The sequence below is a fragment of the Klebsiella sp. CN_Kp066 genome (genome assembly GCF_040065135.1).
In the GTDB taxonomy this organism is placed as follows: Bacteria; Pseudomonadota; Gammaproteobacteria; order Enterobacterales; family Enterobacteriaceae; genus Klebsiella; species Klebsiella oxytoca.
Genome location: NZ_JBEAIU010000047.1, coordinates 1 through 18,255, shown reverse-complemented (window position 1 = coordinate 18,255; position 18,255 = coordinate 1). Strand labels below are relative to the sequence as shown.

The following is an 18,255-nucleotide window of genomic DNA, read 5'->3' as shown; positions in this document are numbered from 1 at the left end:
TTCGTATAAGGGTCGGATTCTTCGGCCCTTCTTTTTTGCGTAGCGCCTCGCAGGAAAACCCTTTCAAACTGGACGTTTGTACAGCACAATTCTATTTTGTGCCGTAAGTCGTTGCCGCAGGGGGCGTTGTGGATATCTCAATTATTATTAGTGCCGTCGTGGCGCTGGCCGTGGGGCTGATTGTCGGCTGGCTGGCGACCAAAGCGCACGCCGATCAAATTCGCGCCGATCTCATCGAAGAGCGGCGCGAGCTGGATATTGAGCTGAGCGCCACCCGCCAACGGCTGGTACAGGAGTCTCACTGGCGCGAAGAGTGTGAACTGCTGAATAACGAGCTGCGCAGCCTGCGCGAAATCAACGCCTCGCTGGAAGCTGACCTCCGCGAAGTGACCACTCGTCTTGAATCCACTCAGCTGCATGCGGAAGACAAAATCCGCCAGATGGTTAACAGCGAGCAGCGGCTTAGCGAGCAGTTTGAGAATCTGGCGAACCGTATTTTTGAGCACAGTAATCGCCGGGTAGATGAGCAGAACCGCCAGAGCCTGCATGGTCTGCTGACGCCGCTGCGCGAACAGCTGGATGGCTTTCGTCGGCAGGTGCAGGATAGCTTTGGCCAGGAAGCGCGGGAGCGTCACACCCTGGCCCATGAAATCCGCAATCTTCAGCAGCTAAATGCGCAGATGGCCCAGGAAGCGCTAAATCTGACCCGCGCGCTAAAAGGCGATAACAAAACCCAGGGCAACTGGGGCGAGGTGGTGTTGACCCGCGTACTGGAAGCATCGGGGCTGCGGGAAGGCCATGAATATCAAACTCAGGTGAGCATCGAAACGGAAAACCGCGCGCGGATGCAGCCTGATGTGATCGTCCGTTTGCCGCAGGGAAAGGATGTGGTCATCGATGCCAAAATGACCCTGGTGGCCTATGAGCGCTACTTCAACGCTGACGATGATTACACCCGAGAGGCGGCGCTGCAGGAGCATATTGCTTCCGTACGCAACCATATGCGCCTGCTGGGACGCAAAGATTATCAGCAGCTGCCTGGGCTGCGCTCGCTTGACTATGTTCTGATGTTTATCCCGGTGGAACCGGCCTTCCTGCTGGCAATCGATCGCCAGCCGGAACTCATTAGCGAAGCGCTGAAAAACAACATCATGCTGGTGAGCCCGACCACGCTGCTGGTGGCGCTACGGACCATCGCCAATCTCTGGCGCTATGAACATCAGAGCCGTAACGCGCAGAAAATTGCCGAAAGAGCGGGGCGTCTGTATGACAAGATGCGTCTGTTTGTTGACGATATGTCGGCCATTGGCCAGAGCCTGGATAAAGCCCAGGATAACTACCGTCAGGCGATGAAAAAGCTCGCCTCCGGGCGCGGTAACCTGCTGGTGCAGGCGGAGTCATTTCGCGGGCTGGGGGTGGAGGTTAAACGTGGGATTAATCCTGACTTAGTCGAACAGGCAGCTGCGCAGGATGAAGAATACTTCCTTACAGAAGACGGTAACACGCAGGAAGATAAAGACTTTTCTGCCGATAAGGCCGTTGCCGCTGCGTATGAGAACCGTCCTCAGCCGCGTTGAAGCGTATGGGAAGTGCGCTAAACCTGTTACACTCAACGAACATTTTCTTGATAAGTAAGCAGGCATAGAGATGGTTGAGGATTCACAAGAAACGACGCATTTTGGCTTTCAGACTGTCGCCAAAGAGCAGAAAGCTGACATGGTGGCGCATGTATTTCATTCTGTGGCCGCAAAATATGACGTAATGAACGATCTGATGTCGTTCGGTATTCATCGTTTGTGGAAGCGTTTCACCATCGACTGCAGCGGCGTCCGCCGTGGGCAAACCGTGTTGGATCTGGCCGGAGGAACCGGCGATCTGACGGCGAAATTTTCTCGCCTGGTCGGCGAAACCGGCCGCGTGATGCTGGCGGATATCAACGACTCTATGCTGAAAATGGGCCGTGAAAAGCTGCGCAATATCGGCATTGTCGGCAACGTGGAATACGTCCAGGCGAACGCCGAAGCGCTACCTTTTGCGGACAACACCTTTGACTGCATTACGATTTCTTTCGGTCTGCGTAACGTGACGGATAAAGAAAAAGCGCTGCGCTCTATGTACCGCGTATTAAAGCCGGGTGGCCGTCTGCTGGTGCTGGAATTCTCAAAACCGATTATTGAGCCGCTTAGCAAAGCCTACGACGCCTATTCCTTCCATATCCTGCCGCGCGTAGGCGAGCTGGTTGCGAAAGACGCCGAAAGCTATCGTTATCTTGCTGAATCTATTCGAATGCATCCCGATCAGGACACGCTGAAAGGCATGATGCAGGATGCAGGATTTGAAAACGTCGACTACTACAACCTCACGGCAGGCATCGTTGCGCTACACCGCGGTTATAAGTTCTGACAGGAGGGACGCTATGCCTTTCAAACCACTGGTTACCGCCGGTCTTGAGACGGTTCTGAATACCTTCCTCTGGCGCGATCGGGCGTTGAAACCTGCCCGTCAGCGTCTGCTGGGGAAAGTGCTGCGTGTCGAACTGCAGGAGCTCTCCGAACCCGTGGTGCTGGTTTTTAGCGAGCGCCAGGTCGATGTGCTGGGGGCGTGGGAAGGCGAGGCAGACTGCACCGTGCGTACTCGCCTGAGCGTGCTTCCGCAGCTACGTAATCGCCAGCAGCTTACCGCGCTGATTCGCAGCGGCGATCTTGAAGTGCAGGGCGATCTGCAGGTGGTACAAAATACCGTTACGCTGTGCGATCTCGCGGAGTTCGATCCGGCTGAACTGCTCGCCCCGTATACCGGGGATGTGGTTGCGGAAGGCTTTAGTAAAGTATTCCGCGGCGGTGCTCGTTTTCTTCTGCGTGGCGCTCAGCGCCAGCAGCGCTATGTTGCGGAAGCGATTACCGAAGAGTGGCGCCTGGCGCCGGGTCCGCTGGAGCTGGCCTGGTTTGCTGAAGAAACCACAGCCGTTGAGCGAGCGCTGGCCGCGCTGGAAAAACGGCTGGAAACGCTGGAGGGCAAATGACGCCAGGAGAATTACGGCGCCTGTATTTCATCGTCCACACCTTTTTGAGCTACGGGCTTGATGAGCTCATTCCTAAAATGCGTATCACGCTGCCGCTGCGAATCTGGCGGCGGATGCTGTTCTGGATGCCAAACCGCCATAAAGAACGTCCTCTTGGCGAGCGCCTGCGCCTTGCGCTGCAGGAGCTGGGTCCGGTGTGGATCAAGTTTGGCCAGATGCTCTCGACCCGTCGCGACCTGTTCCCTCCCCACATTGCCGATCAACTGGCCATGCTGCAGGATCGCGTTGCGCCTTTTGATGGTCTGCAGGCCAAAAAGCAAATTGAGCAAGCCATGGGCGGCCTGCCGGTAGAAGCCTGGTTTGATGATTTCTCTGTTGAACCGCTTGCTTCCGCTTCTATTGCCCAGGTGCATACCGCGCGCTTGAAAGAGAACGGCAAAGAAGTGGTCATTAAAGTGATCCGCCCGGATATCGTGCCGGTTATCAAAGCGGATATGAAGCTCATCTACCGCCTTGCCCGCTGGGTGCCTCGTCTGTTACCGGACGGTCGTCGCCTGCGCCCGCAGGAAGTGGTGCGTGAATACGAAAAAACGCTGCTGGATGAGCTCAACCTGCTGCGTGAATCGGCTAACGCTATTCAGCTGCGGCGCAACTTTGAAGATAGCCCGATGCTTTATGTCCCGGAAGTTTACTCGGACTACTGCAGTGAAGGCATGATGGTGATGGAGCGGATTTACGGGATCCCCGTTTCCGACGTCGCCGCGCTGGAAGCGCAGGGGACCAACATGCAGCTGCTGGCTGAGCGCGGCGTGCAGGTCTTCTTTACTCAGGTTTTCCGCGACAGCTTCTTCCATGCCGACATGCATCCGGGCAACATTTTCGTCAGTCGTAACCACCCGGAAGACCCGCAGTATATTGGTATAGACTGCGGTATCGTCGGCTCGCTGAACAAAGAAGATAAACGCTATCTGGCGGAAAACTTTATTGCCTTCTTTAATCGCGACTACCGTAAGGTTGCGGAACTGCACGTTGATTCCGGCTGGGTTCCCGCAGATACCAACGTCGAAGAGTTCGAATTTGCCATTCGTACCGTCTGCGAGCCTATTTTTGAAAAACCGCTGGCGGAAATCTCGTTTGGCCATGTGTTGTTGAACCTGTTTAACACGGCGCGACGTTTCAATATGGAAGTGCAGCCGCAGCTGGTTCTGCTGCAGAAGACATTACTTTACGTAGAAGGAGTAGGTCGCCAGCTCTATCCTCAGTTAGACTTGTGGAAAACGGCGAAACCGTTCCTTGAGTCGTGGATTAAAGATCAGGTGGGCATTCCGGCTCTGGTGCGGGCTTTTAAAGAGAAGGCGCCGTTCTGGATTGAGAGAATGCCGGAAATACCTGAGCTGGTATATCAGAGCCTGCAGCAAAGCAAGCAGTTACAGAATAGCGTCGATACCATCGTGCGCGACATCCAGGTGCGGCACGTGCGCCAGGGGCAGTCCCGTTATCTGTTTGGTATAGGCGCGGTTTTATTACTGAGTGGTACGCTGCTGTTCATCCACCGCCCTGAGTGGGGCATGATGCCCGGCTGGCTGATGGCCGCTGGCGTCGTAACCTGGCTTATCGGCTGGCGTAAGACGAACTGACGGCAGTCGCCTTTATCACTGCGCATAACGTGTATAATGCGTCCTATTAATTCATCATCTGTCATAGGGGAATGTGTATGGGTGGTATCAGTATTTGGCAGTTACTCATTGTTGTCGTCATTGTGGTTCTGCTTTTTGGGACAAAAAAGCTGAGCTCGCTCGGTTCCGATTTGGGGGCGTCGATCAAAGGTTTTAAAAAGGCCATGAGCGACGACGATAAACCGGAAAAATCCGCGCCGGATGCAGATTTCGCGGCAAAAACCCTTGCTGATAAGCCGGATGACGCAAAAAAAGACGAGACTAAACGCCACGACAAAGAGCAGGTGTAATTCGTGTTCGATATCGGTTTTAGTGAACTTCTGCTGGTATTCGTGATTGGCCTCATCGTTTTGGGGCCACAGCGACTACCGGTAGCGGTAAAAACGGTAGTCAGCTGGATCCGTACGCTGCGGTCGCTGGCGGCTACCGTACAAAATGAAATAACCCAGGAATTAAAACTGCAGGAGTTTCAGGAAAGCCTTAAGAAGGTGGAAAAGGCCAGTCTGGATAACCTGACGCCTGAGCTAAAAGCATCTATGGATGAGCTGCGAGAAGCGGCTGAATCTATGAAGCGATCCTATTCCGCCCACGATCCTGAAAAAGCCAGCGACGAAGCCAACACGATTCATAACCCGGTTGTAAAAGGGAGTGAAGAGCAGCGCAAGGACGTGACGCCAGCAACGGCTGAACATCAGGCCAGCGCGCCTGAGCACGTACCTGAACCCGTGTCTGAAGAGCTCCCCGTTTCGCAGAGTGAAATCCCGGCAGAGAAAGTAAAAGTTGCCGTGGCGGCTTCCGATTCCTCCTCCCCCGTATCGAGTGATAAACAGTAAAAATGGGCGTAGACGATACTCAACCGCTAATTACGCATCTGATTGAGCTGCGCAAGCGCTTAATCAACAGCATTCTTGCGATTCTGGTCATTTTCCTGGCGTTGGTTTATTTCGCCAATGACATCTATCAGCTGGTTTCTGCGCCGCTTATTCGGCAGATGCCGGTTGGCGCGACTATGATCGCAACGGATGTGGCCTCGCCTTTCTTCACGCCGATCAAGCTGACCTTCATGGTATCGATAATTTTGTCGGTGCCGGTCATTTTGTATCAGGTTTGGGCCTTTGTGGCGCCAGCGCTGTATAAGCACGAACGTCGATTGGTTATGCCGCTGCTGGTCTCCAGTACGTTGCTGTTCTATATCGGCATGGCTTTTGCCTACTTTGTTGTTTTCCCGCTGGCGTTTGGTTTTCTGACCCATGCGGCGCCGGAAGGCGTACAGGTCTCGACCGATATTCGCAGCTACCTCGACTTTGTGATGGCGTTGTTTATCGCCTTTGGCGTCTCATTTGAGGTTCCCGTAGCCATCGTCCTGCTGTGCTGGATGGGCGTCACCACGCCGGAAGACCTGCGTAAGAAACGCCCCTATGTTCTGGTTGGCGCATTTGTCGTTGGGATGCTGCTGACGCCGCCGGATGTGTTCTCGCAAACGCTGCTGGCGATTCCTATGTACTGCCTGTTTGAAGTCGGGGTCTTCTTCGCGCGGTTCTATACCGGTAAGCGCCTGACGCGTGACGAGGATGCCGCAGCCGAAGAGGCGCAGGGCAAAGAAGAATAAAGCGCAACCGCCCGTCAGGGCGGTTGCCGTATGGGAGTGATGATGTTTGATATCGGCGTGAATCTGACCAGCTCGCAGTTTTCCCGCGATCGGGACGAGGTTATTGCCCGAGCCCGGGCGGCGGGAGTCACAGGAATGCTGTTGACGGGGACCAACCTTCATGAAAGCGCGCAGGCGCAGCAGCTGGCGCATGGTTATTCCGGATGCTGGTCAACGGCCGGTGTTCATCCCCACGACAGCCGCAGCTGGACGGAATCGGCCGCGGCAGCGGTCTACGAGCTGGCCCGCGAGCCAGAGGTCGTTGCGATTGGTGAATGCGGGCTGGATTTCAACCGCAACTTTTCAACGCCTCACGAGCAAGAGGCGGCGTTTAGCGCCCAACTGGCGCTGGCTGCGGAACTGTCGATGCCGGTATTTTTGCACTGCCGCGATGCGCACGACCGTTTCCTGGCCCTGCTAACCCCGTGGCTTGATAAGCTTCCGGGGGCCGTGGTGCATTGCTTTACCGGTAGCCGCGAAGAGATGCGCGAATGCGTGGAGCTGGGATTATTTATTGGCATTACCGGCTGGGTATGCGATGAGCGTCGGGGGCTGGAGCTGCGGGCTCTCCTGGCCGATATCCCGGCCGATCGCCTGCTGATTGAGACCGATGCGCCGTATCTGCTGCCGCGGGATATGCAGCCAAAACCCGCTTCCCGCCGCAATGAGCCTGCATATCTGCCGCATATTCTGTCTCGTATCGCGGAGTGGCGCGGAGAAGAAGCGCCGTGGCTGGAAGAGATTACCGATGCTAACGTCAGAAGGCTCTTTGGCGTGCGTTTTTAGACGCCGTCAGATTTTATAAAAGTCAGTATTTTTGACGCTTTGTAATACCTGCTTGTTAAGCAGATTCAGCAGCAGCATAGAGCGGGCTTCGCCATCCGGTTCGGTAAAGATAGCCTGGAGACCCTCAAAGGCGCCATCGGTGATCAGCACGCTGTCGCCTTCATGCGGCGTTTCCGGGTCGGTAATACCTTCCGGTTTGTAGATGGAGAGCTGATGAATAACCGCAGACGGCACGATCGCGGGCAGCGCGCCGAAACGCACAAAGCTGTTCACGCCGCGCGTTGCGCTGATGGTGGTGGTATGAATCACTTCCGGGTCAAACTCGATAAACAGATAGTTTGGGAACAGGGGTTCGCTGACCGTCGTGCGTTTACCGCGGACGATTTTTTCCAGTTCGATCGTTGGCATCAGGCAATTGACGGCCTGCCGCTCGAGATGTTCCTGGGCGCGCTCAAGCTGCCCACGTTTGCAATAAAGTAAATACCAGGCTTGCATAATAACTCTTTCCACTCTACTAGCAGCAAGCATAACAAAAGGCCGGGGCGATCGCGAAATCATTGCAGTTGAAAGCTAAATTTCAGCGTTCTTTCACGCTAATTTAACAAAAATACAGCATAGCTCCGGCGAACGCCGTATAATCAGCCGCCTGTATAGAGGTCAATAACAACTCCATGAAATACCACGATCTACGCGAATTTCTGACATTACTGGAGCAGCAGGGGGAATTGAAACGGATTTCCCTGCCGGTCGATCCTCATCTGGAAATTACCGAAATTGCCGATCGCACCTTGCGTGCTGGCGGTCCGGCCCTGCTATTTGAAAATCCTAAAGGCTACGCGATGCCGGTGTTGTGTAATCTTTTCGGCACGCCGCGGCGAGTTGCGCTGGGGATGGGGCAGGAGGATGTCAGTTCTCTGCGCGAAGTGGGTAAGCTCCTGGCATTCCTGAAAGAGCCGGAACCACCAAAAGGTTTCCGCGATCTGTTTGATAAGCTGCCGCAGTTCAAGCAGGTGCTGAATATGCCGACTAAGCGTCTGCGCGGGGCGCCATGCCAGCAAAAAATTATTCAGGGCGATGATGTCGATCTGGGCCGCATCCCGATCATGACCTGCTGGCCGGAAGATGCCGCACCGCTGATCACCTGGGGCCTGACGGTGACGCGCGGCCCGCATAAAGAGCGGCAAAATCTGGGCATTTATCGCCAGCAGCTGATTGGCAAGAACAAGCTGATTATGCGCTGGCTATCGCATCGCGGCGGCGCGCTGGATTTCCAGGAGTGGTGCGCAGCGCGCCCTGGCGAGCGTTTCCCGGTCTCCGTTGCGCTGGGTGCCGATCCGGCAACCATTCTCGGGGCGGTGACTCCGGTTCCCGACACCCTCTCCGAGTATGCATTTGCCGGGCTGCTGCGCGGTACGAAAACCGAAGTCGTGAAGTGCATCTCTAACGATCTGGAGGTGCCCGCCAGCGCAGAGATTGTGCTGGAAGGGTATATTGAAGTCGGTGAAATGGCGCCGGAAGGGCCGTATGGCGATCATACGGGCTACTACAATGAAGTGGATAATTTCCCGGTCTTTACCGTTACCCATATTACTCAGCGTGAAGACGCTATCTACCATTCGACCTACACCGGACGTCCGCCGGACGAACCCGCGGTACTGGGCGTTGCGCTGAACGAAGTCTTCGTCCCTATTCTGCAAAAGCAGTTTCCTGAGATTGTGGATTTCTATTTACCACCTGAAGGCTGCTCCTATCGCCTGGCGGTGGTCACGATGAAGAAGCAGTACGCCGGTCACGCGAAACGCGTCATGATGGGAGTCTGGTCCTTCCTCCGTCAGTTCATGTATACCAAGTTTGTTATCGTCTGCGATGATGATGTCAACGCGCGTGACTGGAATGATGTGATTTGGGCGATTACTACCCGTATGGACCCGGCGCGTGATACGGTAATGGTAGAAAATACGCCAATTGATTATCTGGATTTTGCCTCACCGGTTTCCGGTTTGGGTTCAAAAATGGGGCTGGATGCCACAAATAAATGGCCCGGTGAGACCCAGCGCGAGTGGGGTCGTCCGATTAAGAAAGATCCTGAGGTGACGGCGCGCGTTGACGCCATCTGGGATGAACTGGCCATCTTCAAATAACAGTAAGCGGGGCTACGCCGCTGTTTTGCACAATAGACCCGACAGAGGGGACGCATGACAACCTTAAGCTGTAAAGTGACCTCGGTGGAGGCGATTACCGATACTGTGTATCGCGTTCGATTAGTGCCGGAAGCGGCGTTTTCTTTCCGGGCTGGTCAGTATCTGATGGTCGTGATGGACGAACGCGATAAGCGCCCATTCTCCATGGCTTCTACGCCGTCGGAACAGGAGTTTATCGAACTGCATATCGGTGCATCTGAACTTAATCTGTATGCGATGGCAGTGATGGATCGGATCCTGAAAGAGCGTGAAATCGAGGTCGATCTGCCGCATGGCGAAGCCTGGCTGCGCGATGATGAAGAACGCCCGCTGATTTTAATCGCTGGGGGAACGGGCTTCTCTTACGTGCGTTCGATTTTGCTTACCGCGCTGGCGCGCAATCCAAACCGCGATATCGCTATCTATTGGGGCGGACGCGAAGCGAAGCATCTCTATGATCTGGCGGAACTGGAAGCATTAAGCGTGCAGCATCCGGGCTTACGCATCGAGCCCGTGGTTGAGCAGCCTGACGCTGAGTGGCGTGGCCGTACCGGAACCGTACTCACCGCGGTCCTGCAGGATTACGGTACGCTGGGCGATCATGATATCTATATTGCAGGTCGCTTCGAGATGGCTAAAATTGCCCGCGATCTGTTCTGCAACGAGCGCGGCGCCCGCGAAGAGCGTCTGTTTGGCGACGCGTTTGCCTTTATCTGATTGCCGCTGTGAAGGCATCCGGGCGTTGGTCCGGATGCTGTTCTAGCGCGCATCGCTAAAGTAAACGTACAGCGGTCGATCGTTTTCCAGCAAACAGAGCATTTTCCCTACGGGGTTCCCTTCTTTTTCCAGCGTGGCGGCTAACTGCGTCGCGATATGCTGGCTGCCTATCTTCTCATCATAGCGTTCGGTATTAATATTGGTGATGGTCAGGTCCTTGAGCCGCTCGCTTTCCGGATTCTGCGCCATTTTATTGATTCCCCATGAGAGGCATGCCTGAGCGTTATCCTGTTCGCTGGCAAGAGCAGCGCCAGAGAATGCGGTGAGCAGAAGTATGAAAGGGAGTGTTTTCATAAGTCGTTATTATCCTTAGTCAACGTGACGTATCCGGTGATAATAGCTGAATAGCGGAAATAAAAAACCCGCCCCTGACAGGCGGGAAGAACGGCAACTAAACCTTCTCCCCGTTATCATTCACGCTGCCTTTTTGTTGGCTGCGCTCGCTCACCCCGGTCACAGAGTTATCTATGCTCCCGGGGATTTGCTCGGTTGCCGCCGCGATGCCGCGCGAATGATTCAGGGAATTAACTCTTTGCTTAAACCCGCTCGAATACCGTCGCGATCCCCTGACCTAAACCAATACACATCGTCGCCAGGCCGAACTGCGCATCTTTGCGCTCCATCTGGTTGATGAGCGTGGTGCTGATGCGCGCGCCTGAACAGCCGAGCGGATGGCCCAGGGCGATCGCGCCGCCGTTGAGATTGATCTTCTCGTCGATCTGTTCCATCAGTCCCAGATCTTTAATGCACGGCAGGATCTGCGCGGCAAAAGCTTCGTTCATCTCGAACACATCGATATCGCTGGTGGTGAGCCCGGCTTTTTTCAGCGCCAGCTTTGACGCGGGAACCGGGCCGAAGCCCATTATTGACGGGTCGCAGCCGACGACGGCCATCGAACGCACGCGAGCGCGAGGCTTCAGGCCCAGCTCGCGGGCGCGACTTTCGCTCATTAACAGCATGGCTGCGGCGCCATCGGAAAGGGCAGAAGAGGTACCCGCCGTTACGGTACCGGTGACGGGATCGAACGCGGGCCTCAGCGCAGCCAGCGCTTCTACCGTCGTCTCCGGGCGAATCACTTCATCATAGCTGTATGACTTCAGTACGCCGTCGGCGTCGTGACCGCCGGTCGGAACAATCTCCGTTTTGAATGCGCCAGATTGCGTCGCGGCCCAGGCGCGGGCGTGGGAGCGGGCTGCAAACTGATCCTGCATTTCCCGGCTGATGCCGTGCAGGCGCGCCAGCATTTCTGCGGTCAGCCCCATCATCCCGGCGGCTTTAGCGACGTTCCGGCTCAGGCCCGGGTGAAAATCCACACCGTGGCTCATCGGGACGTGGCCCATATGTTCTACGCCGCCAATCAGGCATACGCTGGCATCGCCGGTCATGATCATGCGGGCCGCGTCGTGAAGCGCCTGCATGGAAGAACCGCACAGTCGATTGACCGTGTTGGCGGGCACGGAATGCGGGATTTCCGCCAGCAGCGCCGCGTTGCGGGCAATATTGAAACCCTGTTCAAGGGTCTGCTGAACGCATCCCCAGTAAATATCATCAATGGCGCTTGCTTCAAGGGATGGATTACGTGAAAGCAGGCTACGCATCAGGTGCGCGGAGAGATCTTCCGCGCGCACATGGCGAAAGGCGCCGCCCTTCGAACGGCCCATCGGGGTACGAACTGCATCGACAATGACAACCTGTTCCATTGTGACTCCTTAAGCCGTTTTCAGCTCGCCTGGCGCACGGGCAGGCTCAACCGGGGGATAGTACGGTTCGTTATGACGCGCTTTGCTGCGCAATCCTTCCGGCACGTCATACAGCGGACCGAGATGCTGATACTGCTGCGCCATATCGAGATATTTTGCGCTACCGAGGGTATCCAGCCAGCGGAACGCGCCGCCGTGGAACGGAGGGAAGCCGAGACCATAGACCAGCGCCATATCGGCTTCCGCCGGGCTGGCGATAATGCCCTCTTCAAGACAACGCACCACTTCGTTGACCATCGGGATCATCATGCGGGCGATAATCTCTTCATCGCTGAAATCACGCTTCGGCTGGCTGACTTCTGCCAGCAGGTTATCGACTGCGGCATCCTCTTCCTTCTTCGGCTTACCTTTGCTGTCTTCTTTGTAGCGCCAGAAGCCGAGGCCATTTTTCTGGCCGAAACGGTTAGCGTCGAACAGCGCATCGATCGCATCGCGATAATCTTTCTGCATCCGCTGCGGGAAGCCCGCCGCCATGACTGCCTGCGCGTGATGCGCGGTATCAATGCCAACGACGTCCAGCAGATAGGCCGGGCCCATCGGCCAGCCAAACTGCTTTTCCATCACTTTGTCGACTTTGCGGAAGTCTGCGCCGTCGCGCAGCAGCTGGCTGAAACCGGCGAAGTAGGGGAACAGCACGCGGTTAACAAAGAAACCGGGGCAGTCGTTGACCACTATTGGCGTTTTACCCATTTTGCTGGCCCAGGCGACCACTTTCGCAATGGTTTCGTCCGAGCTTTTTTCACCGCGAATAATCTCGACCAGCGGCATCCGGTGCACCGGATTAAAGAAGTGCATTCCGCAGAAGTTTTCCGGGCGCTTCAGTACGCTGGCCAACTCGCTGATGGGAATGGTGGAGGTATTCGATGCCAGCACGGTATCCGGACGGACTTTGTCTTCCGTTTCCGCCAGCACCGCTTTTTTCACTTTCGGATTCTCAACAACGGCTTCGACCACGACGTCCACGCGCTCAAAGCCGGCGTAATCCAGGGTTGGCTGAATAGTGGAAATAACGCCAGCCATTTTGAGACCATCGATTTTGCCGCGCTCAAGCTGTTTATTCAGCAATTTGGCCGCTTCGGTCATGCCGAGCGTCAGCGATTTGTCGTTGATATCTTTCATGACTACCGGCACGCCTTTCCATGCCGATTGGTATGCAATGCCGCCGCCCATAATCCCCGCGCCCAGTACGGCCGCGTGTTTTGGCGTGTCGGTATCTTTAGTCAGCTTCTTCGCTTTCGCTTTAACATACTGATCGTTAAGGAAGATACCTACCAGCGCCCGCGCCTCGTGGGTATGCGCCAGCGGGACAAAACTTTTGTTTTCCAGATTCAAGGCTTCTTCGCGGCCAAAGCGGGCGGCGGCTTCAATGGTTTTAACGGCAGTAATGGGCGCAGGGTAGTGTTTCCCGGCGGTTTGCGCCACCATGCCTTTGGCGATGGTAAAACTCATCGCGGCTTCAATTTTACTCAGGTGAAGAGGCTCCAGCTTCGGCTGGCGCTTCGCCTTCCAGTCCAGGTCACCTTTAATGGCCTGACGCAGAATTGCTATCGCGCCATCGAGCAGTTTTTCATGTTTAACCACGCCATCGACGAGGCCGATTTTTAAGGCCTGTTCGGCGCCAACGTCTTTACCTGCGGCAATGATTTCCAGCGCGCTGTCCGCGCCAAGCATCCGCGGCATCCGCACCGAGCCGCCAAAGCCCGGCATGATACCCAGCTTCGTTTCCGGCAGGCCAATGCGCAAATCCGGCGTCGCCAGGCGATAATCGGTCGCCAGCACGCATTCGCAGCCGCCGCCCAGCGCATAGCCGTTGACGGCGGAAATAGTGGGAACCGGTAAATCTTCCAGGCGATTAAATACGCTATTGGCGAAATGCAGCCACTGGCTTAACTGTTCTTGCGGAACCAGGAACAGGGAAAGAAATTCAGTGATATCCGCACCGACGATAAAGGCTGCTTTCTCAGAGCGCAGCAGTAGCCCTTGCAGATCTTTTTGTTTTTCGAGCACGTCCAGCGCTTCACCGAGGCTGGCTACGGTTGCGGTATCAAGCTTATTGACCGAGCCGGGGGCATCGAATACCAGTTCGGCAATGCCGTCTTCCCGCCAGTCGAGGTACAGGGTGTCGCCTTTGTAGAGCATGTCAGTCTCCTGAATCCAGCAATATGATCTGGTCGTACCAGATGCAACGGAGTGTGGAATTTATGTTAAGAAAATGCAAATAAGTCTTTAAATAAATGCTGGTCGGATCACACCCGCTAGAGATCACCCCGTCTGGAGCCAATGTGCTAAGATGCGAAGATTCACGATCCAATAAAATCAAAGGATAAAAGATGGAATCCCTGGCCGGTCTCTATAAAAATCATATCGTTACCTTACAAGAACGCACCCGCGATGTTCTGGCCCGCTTTAAGCTGGATGCTCTGTTGATTCACTCAGGTGAACTGGTCAACGTCTTTCTTGACGATCATCCGTATCCATTTAAGGTCAACCCACAGTTCAAAGCCTGGGTACCGGTTACGCAGGTTCCGAACTGCTGGCTGCTGGTGGACGGCGTCAACAAACCAAAGCTGTGGTTCTATCTGCCGGTTGATTACTGGCATAACGTAGAACCGTTGCCGACGTCATTCTGGACCGAAGAGGTGGAGGTGATCGCCCTGCCGAAAGCGGATGGTATCGGCAGCCAGCTGCCTGCCGCGCGTGGCAATATCGCTTATATCGGACCGGTACCGGAACGTGCGCTGGGGCTGGATATTGCGGCGGATAAAATCAACCCGAAAGGGGCGATCGATTATCTGCACTACTATCGCTCTTATAAAACTGACTATGAGCTGGCCTGTATGCGTGAAGCGCAGAAGTCGGCGGTTAACGGTCATCAGGCTGCTCATGAAGCTTTCCTCTCCGGGATGAGCGAGTTTGATATCAACCAGGCCTATCTGACCGCGACCGGCCATCGCGACACTGATGTGCCGTACAGCAATATTGTGGCGCTGAACGAGCATGCCTCCGTACTGCATTACACAAAGCTTGATCATCGTGCGCCTGCAGAGATGCGTAGCTTCCTGCTGGATGCGGGCGCGGAATACAACGGCTATGCAGCCGACCTGACCCGTACCTGGGCGGCGCATGGCGATAATGACTATGCTCAGTTGATTAAAGACGTTAATGATGAACAGCTGGCGCTGATTAGCACCATGAAGGCGGGCGTGAGCTACGTGGATTATCATGTCCAGTTCCATCAGCGCATCGCCAAACTGCTGCGTAAACATCAGATAGTCAAAGACATGAGCGAAGAAGCGATGGTGGAAAATGACCTGACCGGACCATTTATGCCGCACGGTATTGGCCACCCCTTAGGTCTGCAGGTTCATGACGTTGCTGGTTTTATGCAGGATGATACCGGTACCCACCAGGCCGCGCCGGCAAAATATCCTTACCTGCGCTGCACGCGCGTTCTGCAGCCGCGCATGGTGTTGACGATCGAGCCGGGTATCTACTTTATCGAATCGCTGCTGGCGCCGTGGCGCGAAGGACAGTTCAGCAAACACTTTAACTGGCAGAAAATTGAAGCGCTGAAACCCTTTGGCGGTATCCGTATCGAAGACAACGTCGTGATCCACGAAAACAGCATCGAAAATATGACGCGCGATCTGAAACTGGCGTAATGGAAAGCTGGTTGATACCGGCCGAGCCGGTCACCGTCGTTGAAGAGATCAAAAAGAGCCGCTTTATTACGCTGTTGGCCCATACCGATGGCGTAGCGGCGGCAAAGGCGTTTGTCGAGTCAGTCAGGGCGGATCACCCGGATGCGCGTCATCACTGCGTAGCGTGGGTTGCAGGGCCGCCAAATGATTCTCAGCAGCTGGGTTTTTCCGACGATGGCGAACCGGCGGGAACGGCGGGGAAACCAATGCTGGCGCAGTTGATGGGCAGCGGCGTCGGCGAGATAACCGCTGTCGTCGTGCGCTACTACGGTGGTATTCTGCTGGGCACCGGCGGCCTGGTGAAAGCGTATGGCGGCGGTGTACATCAGGCGCTAGCGCAGCTCACAACACAGCGCAAGACGCCGCTCACCGCATATACTTTGCAGTGTGAATACGGGCAGTTGGCCGGGATTGAAACGCTGTTGGCTCAGTTCTCAGGAAAAATTGTCGAAAGCGAATATCAGGCGTCTGTTCAGCTGCGCGTGGCGCTTCCCCAGGCTGAAGTGGCGCTATTTTCAGCAAAGCTGGCTGATTTTAGTCGCGGTTCGTTGCAATTACTGAAGATTGACGAATAATCCCCACCTGATTTTTTTGCATATCAAAGGAAGCGCCAGAGATGCATTTTCGCGCGATAACCCGAATCGTTGGACTGTTGGTCATTTTGTTTTCGGGGACGATGATCCTTCCGGGATTAATAGCTCTGATATATCGCGATGGTGCGGGGCGAGCGTTTACCCAGACCTTTTTCGTTGCCCTGGCCATCGGTTCGCTGCTGTGGTGGCCTAATCGTCGTGAGAAGGGAGAACTGAAATCCCGGGAAGGATTTCTGATTGTGGTTCTCTTCTGGACCGTGCTGGGTAGCGTGGGGGCATTGCCGTTTATCTTTGCGGAGCAGCCGAACCTGACGGTGACGGATGCATTCTTTGAATCTTTCTCCGGTCTGACAACGACGGGGGCAACCACGCTGGTGGGGCTCGATTCGTTACCCCATGCTATTCTTTTCTACCGGCAGATGCTGCAGTGGTTTGGCGGGATGGGGATCATCGTTCTGGCGGTAGCGATACTGCCGATACTGGGCGTCGGGGGGATGCAGCTGTATCGGGCCGAAATGCCCGGACCGCTGAAAGATAACAAAATGCGGCCGCGGATTGCAGAGACGGCAAAAACGCTGTGGCTTATTTATGTCCTGCTGACGGTGGCCTGCGCGTTGGCGCTGTGGTTTGCCGGGATGCCGGCATTTGACGCCATCGGCCATAGCTTCTCTACTATCGCGATTGGCGGGTTCTCCACCCATGATGCCAGCGTGGGTTACTTTAATAGCCCAACAATTAACTCCATTATTGCGGTTTTCCTGCTGATTTCTGGCTGTAACTACGGCCTGCACTTTTCATTACTGAGCGGGCGCAGCCTGAAAGTGTACTGGCGAGACCCTGAATTCCGTATGTTTATCGGCGTGCAGTTTACGCTGGTGGTGGTATGCACCCTTGTACTGTGGCTGCATGACGTCTATAGCTCGGCGTTAATGACGGTCAACCAGGCGTTTTTCCAGGTGGTGTCGATGGCGACAACGGCGGGCTTCACGACAGACAGTATTGCGCGCTGGCCGCTATTTTTGCCGGTGCTCTTGCTATGTTCGGCTTTCATCGGCGGCTGCGCCGGGTCCACCGGCGGTGGACTAAAGGTTATTCGTATCCTGCTGCTTTTTAAGCAAGGCAACCGCGAGCTTAAACGTCTGGTACACCCTAATGCGGTCTACAGTATTAAACTGGGAAACCGTGCACTGCCGGAGCGTATCCTCGAAGCCGTCTGGGGATTCTTCTCCGCGTATGCGCTGGTGTTTATCATCAGTATGCTGGCGATAATTGCTACCGGCGTGGATGATTTCTCGGCCTTTGCTTCAGTCGTCGCCACGCTGAACAACCTTGGACCGGGACTGGGCGTAGTGGCGGATAACTTTGCCACGATGAACCCTGTCGCGAAATGGATCTTGATTGCTAATATGCTGTTTGGTCGTCTGGAAGTGTTCACCTTACTGGTGCTATTTACTCCGACTTTCTGGCGCGAATAACAGGAGTGCCTGTGAAAACTTTGATTCTCTTTTCCACCCGCGACGGACAGACGCGCGAGATCGCCTCGTTTTTGGCCTCTGAACTAAAAGAGCAGGGGATCGATTCGGACACGGTTGATCTCAACCGCACTAACGAGGTGGAGTGGCCTTTATACGATCGCGTTGTGATAGGCGCATCAATCCGCTACGGTCATTTTCATCCAGCGCTGGAACGGTTTGTAAAAACGCATCTTCAATCGCTACAGGCGCTGCCGGGGGCTTTTTTCTCGGTCAACCTCGTGGCGCGTAAGCCAGAAAAACGAACGCCGCAAACTAATAGCTACACGCGCAAGTTTCTGCTCAACTCGCCCTGGCAGCCCCAGCATTGCGCAGTGTTTGCCGGTGCGCTCCGCTATCCACGCTATCGCTGGTACGATCGCTTTATGATCCGTCTTATTATGAAGATGACCGACGGCGAGACCGATGTCAGTAAAGAAGTGGTCTATACCGACTGGCAGCAGGTAGGCAGATTTGCGCGGGAAATTGCGCAAATGACCAGCAAATAGCGCGTTAAATCACCCCGATGATGGAAAGTTGAGCGAATGAAAAGTTTTTTGAAATTTCCCCTTGTCACTTCGTAATTACTCCCTATAATGCG

At 55.1% G+C, this 18,255-nt stretch carries 18 protein-coding genes; 14 read left to right on the top strand and 4 right to left on the bottom strand.

Annotated elements, in window-relative coordinates; genetic code table 11:
- The first annotated feature begins 128 nt into the window (after nucleotides 1-128).
- The 8 genes from rmuC (at nucleotide 129) to tatD (ending at nucleotide 7,132) form a co-directional block, all read left to right on the top strand.
- Entirely contained in the window at nucleotides 129-1,577 is a 1,449-nt protein-coding gene (gene rmuC / locus ABLV75_RS19000) for a DNA recombination protein RmuC (RefSeq protein ID WP_004107774.1), read from the top strand.
- 70 nt (nucleotides 1,578-1,647) lie between these two features.
- Complete coding sequence (ubiE, locus tag ABLV75_RS18995; RefSeq protein ID WP_004107776.1) at nucleotides 1,648-2,403, top strand: bifunctional demethylmenaquinone methyltransferase/2-methoxy-6-polyprenyl-1,4-benzoquinol methylase UbiE; 756 nt, start codon at nucleotides 1,648-1,650, stop codon at nucleotides 2,401-2,403.
- 13 nt (nucleotides 2,404-2,416) lie between these two features.
- Entirely contained in the window at nucleotides 2,417-3,022 is a 606-nt protein-coding gene (locus ABLV75_RS18990) for an SCP2 domain-containing protein (protein WP_004107778.1), read from the top strand.
- On the top strand, nucleotides 3,019-4,659 hold the full coding sequence (gene ubiB, locus ABLV75_RS18985) for a ubiquinone biosynthesis regulatory protein kinase UbiB (protein ID WP_004107780.1): 1,641 nt from the start codon (nucleotides 3,019-3,021) through the stop codon (nucleotides 4,657-4,659). Before ABLV75_RS18990 ends, ubiB begins: the two co-directional genes overlap by 4 nt.
- 77 nt (nucleotides 4,660-4,736) lie before the next feature.
- Nucleotides 4,737-4,988: a Sec-independent protein translocase subunit TatA gene (gene tatA / locus ABLV75_RS18980; RefSeq protein WP_004107782.1), complete on the top strand. Its 252-nt coding sequence runs from the start codon at nucleotides 4,737-4,739 to the stop codon at nucleotides 4,986-4,988.
- 3 nt (nucleotides 4,989-4,991) lie between these two features.
- Nucleotides 4,992-5,531 carry a Sec-independent protein translocase protein TatB gene (tatB, locus tag ABLV75_RS18975; protein WP_004107785.1) on the top strand — a complete coding sequence of 180 codons (540 nt, stop codon included), beginning with the start codon at nucleotides 4,992-4,994 and terminating at the stop codon, nucleotides 5,529-5,531.
- A gap of 2 nt (nucleotides 5,532-5,533) precedes the next feature.
- Nucleotides 5,534-6,307: a Sec-independent protein translocase subunit TatC gene (gene tatC, locus ABLV75_RS18970; RefSeq protein ID WP_004107787.1), complete on the top strand. Its 774-nt coding sequence runs from the start codon at nucleotides 5,534-5,536 to the stop codon at nucleotides 6,305-6,307.
- A 30-nt stretch (nucleotides 6,308-6,337) separates the two neighbouring features.
- Complete coding sequence (gene tatD, locus ABLV75_RS18965) at nucleotides 6,338-7,132, top strand: 3'-5' ssDNA/RNA exonuclease TatD (RefSeq protein ID WP_172956584.1); 795 nt, start codon at nucleotides 6,338-6,340, stop codon at nucleotides 7,130-7,132.
- 6 nt (nucleotides 7,133-7,138) lie between these two features.
- Here the strand turns inward: tatD and rfaH are convergent, their stop codons facing one another.
- Nucleotides 7,139-7,627, bottom strand: coding sequence for a transcription/translation regulatory transformer protein RfaH (gene rfaH / locus ABLV75_RS18960; protein ID WP_004097595.1), 489 nt, complete (start codon nucleotides 7,625-7,627; stop codon nucleotides 7,139-7,141).
- Nucleotides 7,628-7,803: 176 nt separating this feature from the next.
- On the opposite strand from rfaH, the gene ubiD reads away from it, so the two are divergent.
- Nucleotides 7,804-9,273, top strand: a complete 1,470-nt coding sequence (gene ubiD, locus ABLV75_RS18955; RefSeq protein ID WP_004107790.1) for a 4-hydroxy-3-polyprenylbenzoate decarboxylase — start codon at nucleotides 7,804-7,806, stop codon at nucleotides 9,271-9,273.
- A gap of 54 nt (nucleotides 9,274-9,327) precedes the next feature.
- A complete protein-coding gene (fre, locus tag ABLV75_RS18950) occupies nucleotides 9,328-10,029 on the top strand; it encodes an NAD(P)H-flavin reductase (protein WP_004107791.1) in 702 nt (233 codons plus the stop codon).
- Nucleotides 10,030-10,071: 42 nt separating this feature from the next.
- Here fre and ABLV75_RS18945 read toward each other — a convergent pair whose 3' ends face one another.
- From ABLV75_RS18945 to fadB, 3 genes are all read right to left on the bottom strand, one after another.
- Nucleotides 10,072-10,383, bottom strand: a complete 312-nt coding sequence (locus ABLV75_RS18945; RefSeq protein WP_004107793.1) for a hypothetical protein — start codon at nucleotides 10,381-10,383, stop codon at nucleotides 10,072-10,074.
- A gap of 242 nt (nucleotides 10,384-10,625) precedes the next feature.
- On the bottom strand, nucleotides 10,626-11,789 hold the full coding sequence (gene fadA, locus ABLV75_RS18940; RefSeq protein ID WP_004107794.1) for an acetyl-CoA C-acyltransferase FadA: 1,164 nt from the start codon (nucleotides 11,787-11,789) through the stop codon (nucleotides 10,626-10,628).
- Nucleotides 11,790-11,798: 9 nt separating this feature from the next.
- On the bottom strand, nucleotides 11,799-13,988 hold the full coding sequence (gene fadB, locus ABLV75_RS18935) for a fatty acid oxidation complex subunit alpha FadB (RefSeq protein WP_004107796.1): 2,190 nt from the start codon (nucleotides 13,986-13,988) through the stop codon (nucleotides 11,799-11,801).
- 191 nt (nucleotides 13,989-14,179) lie between these two features.
- Here fadB and pepQ point away from each other — a divergent pair, with 191 nt between their 5' ends.
- The 4 genes from pepQ to hemG are packed head-to-tail and all read left to right on the top strand — an operon-like array spanning nucleotide 14,180 to nucleotide 18,163.
- A complete protein-coding gene (gene pepQ, locus ABLV75_RS18930) occupies nucleotides 14,180-15,511 on the top strand; it encodes a Xaa-Pro dipeptidase (protein WP_004107798.1) in 1,332 nt (443 codons plus the stop codon).
- Nucleotides 15,511-16,125, top strand: a complete 615-nt coding sequence (locus tag ABLV75_RS18925; protein ID WP_004107800.1) for an IMPACT family protein — start codon at nucleotides 15,511-15,513, stop codon at nucleotides 16,123-16,125. Before pepQ ends, ABLV75_RS18925 begins: the two co-directional genes overlap by 1 nt.
- 41 nt (nucleotides 16,126-16,166) lie before the next feature.
- A complete protein-coding gene (gene trkH / locus ABLV75_RS18920; protein ID WP_004107802.1) occupies nucleotides 16,167-17,618 on the top strand; it encodes a Trk system potassium transporter TrkH in 1,452 nt (483 codons plus the stop codon).
- An 11-nt stretch (nucleotides 17,619-17,629) separates the two neighbouring features.
- Nucleotides 17,630-18,163: a menaquinone-dependent protoporphyrinogen IX dehydrogenase gene (gene hemG / locus ABLV75_RS18915; RefSeq protein ID WP_004107806.1), complete on the top strand. Its 534-nt coding sequence runs from the start codon at nucleotides 17,630-17,632 to the stop codon at nucleotides 18,161-18,163.
- Nucleotides 18,164-18,255: the final 92 nt, after the last annotated feature.